The sequence below is a fragment of the Streptomyces sp. NPDC048600 genome (genome assembly GCF_055587025.1).
The window spans coordinates 59,986-71,813 of record NZ_JBVJGZ010000011.1; the positions used below are offsets into that span (position 1 = coordinate 59,986).

An 11,828-nucleotide genomic window follows, 5' to 3' on the forward strand; every position below is an offset into this window, starting at 1 on the left:
CATGCCCCGTGGCGAAGCCCCCGTCGGACGAGTGATGGCACAGATCGCGATGGTGATGAACCTCGACAAGTGCATCGGCTGTCACACCTGTTCCGTCACCTGCAAGCAGACCTGGACCAACCGCACCGGCGTCGAGTACGCCTGGTTCAACAACGTCGAGACCAAGCCCGGTGTCGGCTACCCCCGCCGCTACGAGGACCAGGAGCAGTGGAAGGGCGGCTGGATGCTCGACAAGAAGGGGCGTCTGGTCCTGCGCTCCGGGGGCCGGGTCAAGCGGCTGCTGTCGCTGTTCTCCAACCCCGACCTGCCGGGCATCGAGGACTACTACGAGCCGGTCACCTACGACTACGACAACCTCATCAGCGCCCCCGCCGGCCCGGACATGCCGGTCGCCCGCCCCCGCTCCGTCCTCACCGGCCGGCCCACCGCCATCACCTGGGGCGCCAACTGGGAGGACGGCCTCGGCGGCGCCGCCGAGAACGCGGGCGCCGACCCCAACCTGAGCGGCGAGTGGGCCGAGAAGGTCAAGTTCGAGTTCGAGCAGACCTTCCTCTTCCATCTGCCCCGCCTGTGCGAGCACTGCCTCAACCCCGCCTGCGTGTCGGCCTGTCCGTCGGGCGCGATGTACAAGCGGGTCGAGGACGGCATCGTCCTCGTCGACCAGGACAAGTGCCGGGGCTGGCGGATGTGCGTGACGGCGTGCCCGTACAAGAAGGTGTACGTCAACCACGCCACCGGCAAGGCCGAGAAGTGCACCTTCTGCTTCCCGCGTATCGAGGCCGGACAGCCCACGGTCTGCTCCGAGACCTGCGTCGGCCGCCTGCGCTACCTCGGCCTGCTCCTCTACGACGCCGACCGCGTCGGCGAGGCGGCGGCCACCCCCGACGAGCGGGACCTGCTGGACGCCCAGCGGAACGTCTTCCTCGACCCGAACGACCCCGAAGTGGCGGCCGCCGCACGGGAGTCGGGGATTCCGGAGGACTGGCTGGCGGCCGCCCGCCGCTCCCCCGTGTACGACCTGGTCTCCCGCTACAAGGTGGCCCTGCCCCTGCACCCGGAGTACCGCACCCTGCCCATGGTCTGGTACGTGCCGCCGCTGTCCCCCGTCCTCGACGCCGTCGACGCGGCGGGCGGGAACCAGGACGACCCCGACCATGTCTTCGCCGCCGTCACCCGGCTGCGCATCCCGCTGGAGTACCTGGCGGAGCTGTTCACCGCCGGGGACACCGACGTCGTCGCCGGAGTGCTGATGAAACTCACCGCTCTGCGCTCGTACATGCGCGAACGCACCCTGGGCGAGGACGGCGACGAGGCCGCGCTCCGGGCCGTGGGCCTCACGGCACGCGAGGCGGAGGACCTGCACCGGCTGCTCGCCGTCGCCAAGTACGAGGACCGCTACGTCGTCCCCGCCGCGCACAAGGAGGACGCCGCCGCGCTGACCGCGATGGAGAACCGCTGCCCGGTCGAGTCCTCCGGCGACCCGGACGGCTCACCCCGCGGCCGCGTGATGCTCGGCATTCCCACCCTGCGCCGCAACACCGCCGGAGACCGCTGATGAGCCACCGCCCGAACACCGTCCAGGGAACACCCAGGACGGCCACGATTCCCGCGCTCGTGCGCACCCGCGTCCGCGCGGCCGTACGCCGACCCGCCCGGCTCACCCGCGAGGAGGCCGAGGCACGCACCCTCACCCTGCGGCTGTGCTCGCTGCTGCTCCAGTACCCGGACGCCGAACTCGCCGCCTCGCGGGCGGTGCTGGACTCCACCGTCGCGGCGCTGCCGCCCTCGCCGGCCGCCGAGCACCTGGCGTCCTTCACCGCCTGGTTCACCGGCCAGGAGCCCGACGCGCTGGAACGGCACTACGTCGAGACGTTCGACCTGCGCCGCAGGAGCAGCCTGTATCTCACCTACTACCTGCACGGCGACACCCGCCGCCGCGGCATGGCCCTGCTCACCCTCGCCCAGCGCTACCGGGCCGCGGGCTGGGACACCGACGGCAGTGAACTGCCCGACCACCTCCCGGTCGTGCTGGAGTTCGCCGCCCTGGCCGGACCCGGCGGCGGCGAGGCACCGCTGCGCCAGCACCGGCGCGGCCTGGAGCTGATCCACCGGGCCCTGACCGACGCCGACTCGCCCTACCGGCACGTCCTGGCCGCGCTGCTCACCCTGCTGCCGCCGGCCAGCGAGGCCGACCGTGCGGCGGTGGCCCGGCTCGTCGCCGAGGGCCCGCCGAACGAGGACGTCGGCCTCGACCCCTACGGCTCCCACGGCTCCTACGGCTCCTACGGGGACGGGGAGTTCGCGCCTCCGGGCACGTTCATGCCGCCGATGCCCGCCCCGCCGACCCGGGTTCCGCCCGCCCCGACCCTTCGCACGGAAGGCCCACGATGAACGCCGCGCACTCCCTCTCGGCCGCCGCCCCGGCGAGCGGTGCCGATCTCCTCCTGTGGGTCGCCGTCCCCTACATCTGCCTCGCCGTGTTCGTGGTCGGACACATCTGGCGCTACCGGCAGGACCAGTTCGGCTGGACCTCCCGCACCAGCCAGCTCCTCGAACACCGCTGGCTGCGCTTCGGCAGCCCGCTGTTCCACCTCGGCGCCTTCATGGTCATCGCCGGGCACGTGGTGGGGCTCGCCATTCCCGACTCGTGGACCGAGGCCGTCGGCATCACCGAGCACACCTACCACACCACGGCCGTCTGGGCGGGCTCGGTGGCGGGCGTCGCCATGGTCGCCGGGCTGGGCATGCTGTGCGCCCGCCGTCTGCTGAACCGCAGCATCCGGCTGGGCACCGACCGCAGCGACAAGCTGCTCTTCCCGCTGCTGTCCGCCACCGTCCTCCTGGGCATCATCGCCACCTTCGCCCACAACGTCTTCGGCGCCGGCTACGACTACCGCTCCACCGTCTCGGTCTGGTTCCGCGGCCTGTTCGTCCTCCAGCCGCAGCCGGAGGCCATCGCCGGCGCGCCGTTGCTGTTCCAGCTGCACGCCCTCACCGCCTGCCTGCTCTTCGCGGCCTGGCCGTTCACCAGGCTCGTGCATGTGTGGAGCGCCCCGATCGGCTACCTGGCCCGCCCGTATCTGGTCTACCGGCGGCGGCCCACCACGGCCGCGGCCCCGGCGGGCACGCGCCGGACCCGGTCGGCCTCCGGTTCCCGACGCGCAGCATGACGCGCGCCCTCGCCGTGCCGCCGGACGACACCACCGTCCGGCGGCTCGACCGGCGGACCGGGTGGGTGATGGTCGTCACCGGGATCGTCGGCTGGCTCGCGTCCTTCCAGCTCACCCTGGACGACTGGCGGCTGCTGCGCGATCCCACGTACCAGCCGCCCTGCAACCTGAGCGCGGTCGTGAGCTGCGGCAGCGTCATGTCCAGCCCGCAGGGCAGCCTGTTCGGCTTTCCCAACATGCTGCTCGGCCTCGCGGCTTTCGCCGCCGTGACCGCCCTGGGCGTCTCCGTACTGTCCGGGGCGCGGCTGCACCGACGCCTGTGGCTCGCGCTCGACGCCGGGGCGCTGGTGGGCGTGGTGTTCGTGCACTGGCTGATCGTGCAGTCGCTCTACGAGCTCCGGAAGATCTGCCCGTACTGCGCCGTCGTCTGGGTCGTCACCATCGCCCTGTTCTGGTTCGTCACCCTGCGCTGCCTGGAACGCGGCGACGTACCCGCGCCACATGGTGTCGTGGAGCTGCTCAGGGACACCCACTGGCTGTTGCTCGGTGCCTGGTACGGGGTGATCGCGCTGCTCGTCCTCACCCGCTTCTGGGCCTACTGGACCAGCTTGCTGTAGCCGCCCCTACCGCCCGAGCCGGTCCTTGGCCTGGGTGGCGATGACGGCGGCCTGGATGCGCCGTTCCACGCCCAGTTTGGCCAGCAGCCGGGAGATGTGGTTCTTGACCGTCTTCTCCGCGAGGAAGAGCTGCTGCCCGATCTGGCGGTTGGTCAGGCCCTCGCCGATCAGGGCCAGGATCTCCCGCTCCCGCTCGGTCAGGCCGGGCAGGGCGTCGGGCTCGGGGTCGGGCTGCGGTTCCTTGTCCTGACGCAGCCGGGCCATCAGTTTCGCGGTGGCGCTGGCGTCGAGCAGGGACTGGCCGGCGGCCAGCGTCCGTACGGCCGAGACCAGGTCGGTGCCCTTGATCTGCTTCAGCACGTACCCGGAGGCACCGGCCATGATGGAGTCCAGCAGCGCCTCCTCGTCGTCGAACGAGGTCAGCATGAGACAGGCCAGCTCGGGCATGCTCGACCGCAGCTCCCGGCACACGGTCACGCCGTCGCCGTCCGGCAGCCGCACGTCCAGCACCGCGACCTGGGGCCGCAGCGCGGGCACGCGGATCAGTGCCTGCTCGGCGGTGGCGGCCTCACCGACGACCGTGATGTCCGGTTCGGTGTCGAGGAGGTCGTGCACCCCCCGCCGTACCACCTCGTGGTCGTCCAGCAGGAAGACCCGGATCGGGTTGTCGGGGCCCGGCTGCTCGCCGTCCGCCATCAGCTGCTCCTCGTTCTGCGCTGTCGGAATGCCGCACCGGACGTCGCCCTTGGGTTCGGTGCCCGTACGTGTCTGTCACAGATCTTGCGCGATCGCGGGCGGAAGAGCCAGTGCCGCCCGGCCCTGCCGCCCCTGGAACCTGCCTTCCGCCGACCACATACCTGTACGAATACGGCGAGCTCGGGTCATTCGGCCCTCGGCTGTGGGAGGGAGCGGGAGCACACACGAACAGGGGCACCTCCGCTCTTCGGCGGAGGTGCCCCTGTGTCCGACGGACCCGCGGCCTCACCGCAGCCAGCGGTGACGGCTGACGAAGGGCAGTCGCGCCCAGGCCCTGCCCAGCCCCCAGGTGGCGCCGGCACCCGCGGCGGCCAGGCCGACGAGCACGACGGCGTAGACGAGGTGGTAGTCGGCGAAGGGGTTGGTCGACATGCTCGCCGAGCCGTCCGACAGGTGCCTGGCCGGCGGCCACTCCGCGACCCACATCAACGCCATCATCGCCGTGCCGGCGACCGCGGCGATGCGCAGTCCGACACCCGCGATCAGGGCAAGGCCGACGCCGAGCAGCCCCAGCATGAACAGCCAGTCCGCCCAGGCGGCCCCCGCCCAGTCGTGGAAGGTGGACTCCATCGGGCCGACGGCGACGTGGCTGAGGAATCCCTCGGTCGGCGAGCCGCCGTCGAGCCAGCCCTTGCCGGACGGCGTGGCGTAACCGAAGCCGAACGTCTTGTCCAGGAACGCCCACAGGAAGACGAACCCCATCAGGAAGCGGAGCCCGGCCAGCACGTACGCACGGGACGCGGTCGCCGCCGTGGTCGTCGGCTCGGCGGACGCGGGAGAGTTCACGGCCCGACGCGGGGACGTGAAGCGGAACCTCGGGTACCGGTGGGAGTGGTTGTGCACTGCCATGGTCGTTCATCCCTTCCAGGGCTGGGACGTGCTGGTGACGGACGGCTCTCGCCGCCCCACCAATGTCCCGCGCCGCCCCCACCCCCCAGAGGGGCTGCAGGACCCTCCCCGGGGCCCGAACGTCCCTGCCCGCCGGGCCTGTTGGCAGCGTCTGTGGCGTCCGCCACCGTCCGTGAGATCGTCATGCCCGTGATCGAGTCCTGGGTGATCAACGACGACAGCCCTGTCCCCGTGTCGCCCGAGTCGGCGGCGGAGGCACTACGGGCGAGAGTCGGCAGCGGGCGGCTCGAGACGTGGCTGACGAGTTCGTCCGGGCGATCGCTGGTCTTGGTGACGAACACCGGGCACGCGATGGTGACGCTGCTGGAAGAAGAGGGCGATCCCGGCGAGCATGCCGTGGACCCGGGTGCCAACGGCTCGAGCGACGGGTTCGTCCTCACCGACGGGCAGGCCGACGCGTACCCGAACGAGAACACCGTTCCCCTGCGGGAGGCGTTCAGGCTCGTGGAGCACATCGTCGGCACGGGCCACTGGCCGGCGGACGCGCGCCGGGTCGCCGACCGCTGAGGTCACCGGGCGCGTCCGGGACGGCTGCGTCGGGGCGACGCCCCCGGCCGAAGTGTCAGCCCACCGCGGTGGCCGGCTCCGGTGCGGCGACGACGCGCTGCCGTTCGTGTTCGGTCCGGGCCGCCTCCAGGAGGCTTCGCCAGGACGTGACGAGCGGCCGGCGTCGCAGCAGGGCGCGGCGTTCGCGTTCCGTCATGCCGCCCCAGACGCCGTGCTCGATGCGCTGGTCCAGTGCGTGGGCGAGGCACTCGGTCCGCACGGGGCAGCCCGAGCACACGCCCTTCGCCTGGTTCTGGGCGGCTCCCTCGACGAACAGTCCCTCCGGGTCCGTGCCCCGGCATGCCGCCCGACCGCCCCACTCCGCCTCGTCCCACATCAACGACGCCACCCCTCTCCCCACTCCGGCCCGTCCAACCCCACCTGATTCACCAGGCAGTTCCGAGACCGTACGCCAGTCTCGTCGAACAGAGGACAGCCCGAACGCGACCACGACCCCAACGAGTGAACACCTCTTGCACACCGAGCGAACGGCTGCTTCACCCCGAGTTGGCCGGAGTGCCGGTCACGTCGCACGGGTCCATGACGTTCCCGCTCCCCGACGAGAGTCGGGCAACTACCCATGGCTGCTGCGCTTTTGTCCATGTACGGCCTCCTCTCCCGGGGCATGACGCGGGCCAAGGACAATACGGCACGGGGGCGGCACATGTTCAACCGGACCGGTGGCAAACGCCGACCGAGAAGAATCACCCGAGCGTGGTTCCGGCATGCGAAGTACTACGCGGTGACCGGGTTCGTCCGGACCTGTGCCGCATGGGTGGTGGTGGGCGACACGGGCACGTTCTTCAGCGCGCTCGAGGACGGCGCCGACGTCGACTCCGGCGACTCCGGCGGGGACTGGGTTTCGGCGGGGTCGAGAACGTCGGGGTGATGTTCCGTCGGCGCTCCGGAACGCGGTCGCCCGGCGCATCAGGGTGGCCCCAGGATGCCCGCCGGCACTGACGCACCCTCACGTGATCTACGCCTCACGGGCAACCCCGGTCACTCCGGTTACGTCTTGCCCGACGACAGCTGAAGCTTTGGCTCCGGGCCCGGGCTTCTTTCCCAACGCTCTATACACACTCTGTATACGCATCATGTATACACGCCATGTATACGCGGTCGCACTCGGTGTGGAGATTGACCGAAAGGCATCGATGTACGGCAAGGCATTCGCGCCGGAGTACCAGGGCGCACTCACCACCCTCTCCGTCAACTCGTCTCTCACCGACGTACTGGCCGCCGGCACCGAGCAGTTGAAGGCGGCCGAGCAGGCCGGACAGCCCGGCGAAGCGGCGCGTTCCGGGCTCGCGGTCGCCGAGGCGCACCGTCGGCTGGGCCGCGTGGAGGAGGCCGACCAGGCCTGGAAGGCGAGTTACCGGGCGGCGCGTGAGGCCGGGGACACGGCGGCGATGGCCTGGGCCCTGTGGAGCGGCGGCACCCTCGCCCGGCAGCGCGGGGCGTTCGCCCTGGCCAGGCGGCTGCTCGAACTCGCGGCCGAACTCGGCGAGCAGGGCGGTGACATCGTCGTCCGTGGCTACTCGCTGGCGGGCCTGGCCGAGACCGGCCGTATCCAGGGCGACTACGAGGCTGTCGGCCGGCTCCACGAGCAGCTGCTGGCCGAGGCCCGGCGGCGCGGCGAGGCACGGCACACGGTGTGGGCCCTGGAGGGCATCGCGCAGATGCACCGCAACACCGGCGGCTACGACACCGCGTACGACCTGTTCGAGGAGGCCGCCGGGATAGCCGAGGAGGCCAACGACCATCGCGGTCACGCCTGGGCCCTGCGCGGGCTCGCCGACGTCGTGTCCGTGCGCGACGGCGACACCGAACGCGCGCTGACCTGGCTGTCCGAGGCGGAGACGACGTGCCGGACGATGAAGCTGTCCAGCGCGCTGGCCTACAACCACAAGATGCGCGGCAACGTCCTGTACCGCGCCGGACGGTACGCCGAGGCCCGCGGGCTGTACGAGCAGTCGCTGGCGGAGTTCCGCGCCATGCGCGAGCCGCGCGGGGAGGCCCTGTCCCGGCTGGGCCTGGCCAAGTCTCTGGCCCGCCTGGGCCGCGACCGGGCCGAGACCGCCGCCGAACTCGCCGACCTGGCCACCACACTGGACCGCATCGGCCTCAAGCACGCCCGGGAGATGGTGGCCCGGGCGCACGAGGAACTGGGTCTGGCGGGAGCGAGCGGTACGGGTGCGGCGACGTACGCGGGCGCCGGCACTCCGGCCGACGGCGCCGACTCCCCCGCGGAGGTCGCACGGTGACCGCGCTGTCCTCCACGGCCCCGGCCGACGCCCCCGCCGCCCTGGACCGCTGCCGGTCGCTGGTGCGGCCCGCGCTGGCCGCGGCCGTGGCACGACTGCACCCCTGGGTCGGCGAGATGGCGGCCTACTCCCTGGGCTGGTGCGAGGTGGGCGGCACTCCGGCCGTCGGCCAAGGCGGCAAGGGCGTACGGCAGGCATTGGCCGTACTGGGGGCCGAGGCCGCCGGTGCGCCCGTGCGGGCCGGCGTGGCCGCCGCCGTCGCGGTGGAGCTGGTGCACGTCTTCTCCCTGCTGCACGACGACATCATGGACGGCGACGAAGCCCGGCGAGGCCGCCCGGCCGTGTGGAAGGCCTATGGCACCGGACCCGCCGTCCTCGCGGGTGACGCCCTCTTCGCCCTGGCCGTGGAGACGCTCGCCGAGGAACCGGGCGGCGCCCACGCGGTGCGGGCGCTGTCCGCCGCGCTGAGCGATCTGGTGCGCGGGCAGGCCGACGACCTGCTGTTCGCCGCGCGCCCCTGGACGGGCCCGGAGAGGGTCACGCCCGACGAGTACCGGGCCATGGCCGAGCACAAGACGGGGGCGCTGCTGGGCTGTTCCGCCGCCCTCGGTGCGGTCCTGGGCGGCGCCGACCCCGGGACGGCCGCCGCGCTGGACCGGGCGGGCCGGCACCTCGGGGTCGCCTTCCAGATCGTCGACGACGTCCTGGGCATCTGGGGCGATCCCGCCGTCACGGGCAAGCCCGTGCACGGTGATCTGCGGGAACGGAAGAAGACGCTGCCGGTGCTCGTGGCTCTCGGCACTCCCGCCGCCGGGCGGCTCGCGAGGCTCCTGGACACCGATCCACAGGCCGCCGCGGAGCTGATCGAGAGAGCAGGGGGACGGTCGGCGGCGCTGGACGAGGCGCGGCGGCATCTCGGCGTCGTGGAGTCGGCGCTCGCCGGGGTGCCGCTGCGCACGACGGCCGTCGACGAACTGCGGTCTCTGCTCGCCTTCCTCGTGAGCCGGGAACTCTGACGCCACCTCGGCCGCTGTCCGCGAGACCTGGCGGCGGTGGGAGGCGCCGGGCCTGAGTGCACGTACGCAGCCACCGTCGTCACACTCCCGAAATACTCCTGTTCCCTGCCCTCCAACAATGCGATCTATGGTGGAGAGCGTCGAAGTCCTTGGAAGTCCACCGCACGGCCGCTGTTGTCCGATGGTGTCTCGCCCTCGTACGGACAGGAGCCCCGTGTCGCATCGTGCAGTTGTCGTTCCTCCGCCCTGGCTCGGGCACGCGTTGCGCGCCCAGCGGGGGCCGGTTCCGTGGAGTGCGGTGGTTCGTGGGGCGCTGGCGGCGGGACCGCTGCTGGCGGCCGCCCTGGCCGTCGGTCGGGCCTCGCTCGGGGTCGTCGCCGCGATCGCGGCCATGCTGGCCGGGATCAACGACCGGCCCGGGAGCCGGCGTTCCGCGGTGACACGGCTCGGGGTACCGGCGGTCGTCGGCGCGGCCGGGCTCGCCGTGGGAACGTACGCCGGTCAGTCGCTGGGAGCCGTCGCGCTCAGCCTCGTCCTGCTGGTGCTCGGGACACTGGCGGGATGTGTCAGTGCCGTAGGGCCCGTGGCGTCCTCGGCGGCGACGCAGTTGCTCGTCGCGGCGGCCGTGGGCGCCGGGATGCCGCTGCCCGAATCCGGCTGGCAGCGGGGACTCGTCTATCTCGCCGGGGCCGGCTGGCTGCTTCTGCTGCGCCTGGCGCTGCCCACGCCCGGCGCGCTCGCCGGTGACTTCCGGTTCGACGGCGAGCGGGCGGCCGTGGCCCGGGTGTACGACACGATCGCCGACCTCCTCGACGCCGTCGGGGGCGGGGACGCCGTGGCCCGGCGCACCGCGCTGACCGCCGCGCTCGACCAGGCCCAGGACGCCCTCGCGGGGCCCCGGCTGCGACGGTACGCCGCGTCCGCCGCGGAACGCAGACTGCACGCGCAGTACGCCGCGGCCCTGCCGCTCGCCGAGGCCGCCACCGCGCTGGCCTGGTCCGCGGAAGCCGTCGACGGCCGGGCCCCCGAGGCGCTGCGGAGGCTCGCCGCCGCCGTGCGCGGGGCCACGCACACCGGTCCGCTGCCCGCGCCCCACCGTTCCGCGCCCGCGCTGCGCGCTCTCGACGACGCGCTGCTGGCCGCCGCCCAGGCCTTCGACCGGGGCGACGGGGGCGTTGCGCACACGCGCGGGGCCGGGCCCGCCGGTGCCTTCCGCACGGCCTTCGGTGTCGGCGGGCGCGAGTACGGCTTCCGGGTGGGGCTGTCCTTCGGGGCGGGCGCGGCCGTCGCGCAGTGGCTGCACCACGCGCAGTGGTACGGGGCGCACACCCACTGGTACTGGCTGCCCGTGACCGCGGTGTTCCTGGTCAAGCCCGATCTCGGGCCGCTGGTCTCGCGGGTGCTGTGCCGTGCCGCGGGGACGGTGGTGGGCGCTCTCGTCTTCGCCGCTCTTGCCGTCGTGCTGCCCGGACCGGCGGGGCTCGTCGCGGTGGTGACCGTGTGCGGGGCGCTGCTCCCCGTCGCCACACGGCACTTCGCCGCGCTGACCGCGGTCGTGACCGTGCTGGTGCTGGCGCTGGTCATGGCGGGCGGCGAACCGCAGGCCTCCACGGGCCGGATCGGCGAGACCCTGCTGGCCTGTGTGATCGTCCTGGTCGTGGGGCATCTGCCGGTGCCGCTGCCCGGGGATCGCGGCGGAAACGTCCGGGCCCGCCTCACGACGGCGGCCGAGGCCGCGCAGAGGTACCTCGCGCACGTGCTGAGCGGCGCCGACGACCGCGCCCGGCGCTGGGGCCTGCGCCGCGAGGCGTACCGCACGCTCGCCGAGGCCAAGGCCACCGTCGCGCTGACCGCCGCCGAACTGCCCGCCCTCGCCCGGCACGCCGACGGCGCGGAGGAGGCCGTCGCCCTGCTGGAGCGGCTGGTCGACACCGTCACCGCGTGCGCCGTGCACCTCGACGACACCGGCGGACTGACTCCGCGGCACACCCGTCAGATCGACGCCGTACTGGAACGGCTCGCGGTCCACCAGGAGAAGGCCGGCCTCGCGCTTCCCCCGTTCGTCCTCCCGGTCCCGCTTGCCGAGCGGGCGGTCACCGCCGGTTAGGCCCCGGCGACAGGCCGGCGGGGCGGCAGGCCGGACCGGCGCCTGGTCGGCAGGGCGCCAGGCCGGCCGGACTGTGACGCGCCGAGCCACGCCGAGACGTGTTTCCTCCCCGCTTCGCGGGCACTCGGGCGGGTGAGTGGGGAGGTGCTGCCATGAGCGCCGGAGAGAAGGCCAAGGCCAAGGCCGAACAGGTCGCCGGAAAGACCGTGCGAACCGTGGCCCACGCGATGCACAAGGAAACCCTCGCGGCCAAGGGTGCCGCCCTGGAGACGCGCGGCAAGATGCGCGGGGCGAAGGAGAAGGCCAAGGACACCTTCAAGCACTGACGACCGGCGTGCCCGTCGCGCAGGTGCAGCCCATCGCGTGGCGGGGGGGGGGGGGGGGGGGGGGCCTCCCCTTCTCCCGGTGTAGGGGTGGGTCTTCCCCACTCCCCTCCTACCCCC

The 11,828-nt window shown here is 72.9% G+C and carries 13 protein-coding genes; 10 read left to right on the forward strand and 3 right to left on the reverse strand.

What is annotated here, in order from left to right; all coding sequences use genetic code 11:
* Nucleotide 1: 1 nt before the first annotated feature.
* Genes narH through ACZ6SQ_RS17070 form a run of 4 tightly spaced genes read left to right on the forward strand, consistent with a single transcriptional unit; the run spans nt 2 to nt 3,787 of the window.
* A complete protein-coding gene (gene narH, locus ACZ6SQ_RS17055; RefSeq protein WP_469562315.1) occupies nt 2-1,555 on the forward strand; it encodes a nitrate reductase subunit beta in 1,554 nt (517 codons plus the stop codon).
* A complete protein-coding gene (narJ, locus tag ACZ6SQ_RS17060) occupies nt 1,555-2,391 on the forward strand; it encodes a nitrate reductase molybdenum cofactor assembly chaperone (RefSeq protein WP_469562318.1) in 837 nt (278 codons plus the stop codon). The genes narH and narJ overlap by 1 nt, the downstream gene beginning before the upstream one ends.
* Nucleotides 2,388-3,170, forward strand: coding sequence for a respiratory nitrate reductase subunit gamma (gene narI / locus ACZ6SQ_RS17065; protein WP_469562320.1), 783 nt, complete (start codon nt 2,388-2,390; stop codon nt 3,168-3,170). Before narJ ends, narI begins: the two co-directional genes overlap by 4 nt.
* On the forward strand, nt 3,167-3,787 hold the full coding sequence (locus tag ACZ6SQ_RS17070) for a vitamin K epoxide reductase family protein (RefSeq protein ID WP_469562324.1): 621 nt from the start codon (nt 3,167-3,169) through the stop codon (nt 3,785-3,787). The genes narI and ACZ6SQ_RS17070 overlap by 4 nt, the downstream gene beginning before the upstream one ends.
* Nucleotides 3,788-3,793: 6 nt before the next feature.
* Here the strand turns inward: ACZ6SQ_RS17070 and ACZ6SQ_RS17075 are convergent, their stop codons facing one another.
* Entirely contained in the window at nt 3,794-4,483 is a 690-nt protein-coding gene (locus ACZ6SQ_RS17075; protein WP_469562326.1) for a response regulator, read from the reverse strand.
* Between the two features lie 285 nt (nt 4,484-4,768).
* Nucleotides 4,769-5,392, reverse strand: a complete 624-nt coding sequence (locus tag ACZ6SQ_RS17080) for a DoxX family membrane protein (RefSeq protein ID WP_469562329.1) — start codon at nt 5,390-5,392, stop codon at nt 4,769-4,771.
* A gap of 183 nt (nt 5,393-5,575) precedes the next feature.
* On the opposite strand from ACZ6SQ_RS17080, the gene ACZ6SQ_RS17085 reads away from it, so the two are divergent.
* Nucleotides 5,576-5,959, forward strand: coding sequence for a hypothetical protein (locus tag ACZ6SQ_RS17085; RefSeq protein WP_469562330.1), 384 nt, complete (start codon nt 5,576-5,578; stop codon nt 5,957-5,959).
* A 55-nt stretch (nt 5,960-6,014) separates the two neighbouring features.
* Here the strand turns inward: ACZ6SQ_RS17085 and ACZ6SQ_RS17090 are convergent, their stop codons facing one another.
* Complete coding sequence (locus ACZ6SQ_RS17090) at nt 6,015-6,335, reverse strand: WhiB family transcriptional regulator (protein WP_386381817.1); 321 nt, start codon at nt 6,333-6,335, stop codon at nt 6,015-6,017.
* Between the two features lie 288 nt (nt 6,336-6,623).
* On the opposite strand from ACZ6SQ_RS17090, the gene ACZ6SQ_RS17095 reads away from it, so the two are divergent.
* From ACZ6SQ_RS17095 to ACZ6SQ_RS17115, 5 genes are all read left to right on the forward strand, one after another.
* Nucleotides 6,624-6,887 (forward strand): hypothetical protein, encoded by a 264-nt coding sequence (locus ACZ6SQ_RS17095; RefSeq protein WP_469562333.1) that lies wholly within the window; start codon nt 6,624-6,626, stop codon nt 6,885-6,887.
* A 265-nt stretch (nt 6,888-7,152) separates the two neighbouring features.
* Nucleotides 7,153-8,262, forward strand: a complete 1,110-nt coding sequence (locus tag ACZ6SQ_RS17100; RefSeq protein ID WP_469562665.1) for a tetratricopeptide repeat protein — start codon at nt 7,153-7,155, stop codon at nt 8,260-8,262.
* A complete protein-coding gene (locus ACZ6SQ_RS17105; protein ID WP_469562336.1) occupies nt 8,259-9,278 on the forward strand; it encodes a polyprenyl synthetase family protein in 1,020 nt (339 codons plus the stop codon). The genes ACZ6SQ_RS17100 and ACZ6SQ_RS17105 overlap by 4 nt, the downstream gene beginning before the upstream one ends.
* Nucleotides 9,279-9,459: 181 nt before the next feature.
* Nucleotides 9,460-11,385: an FUSC family protein gene (locus tag ACZ6SQ_RS17110; RefSeq protein WP_469562339.1), complete on the forward strand. Its 1,926-nt coding sequence runs from the start codon at nt 9,460-9,462 to the stop codon at nt 11,383-11,385.
* 152 nt (nt 11,386-11,537) lie between these two features.
* Nucleotides 11,538-11,711, forward strand: coding sequence for a hypothetical protein (locus ACZ6SQ_RS17115; protein WP_469562342.1), 174 nt, complete (start codon nt 11,538-11,540; stop codon nt 11,709-11,711).
* The last annotated feature ends 117 nt before the right edge of the window (nt 11,712-11,828 follow it).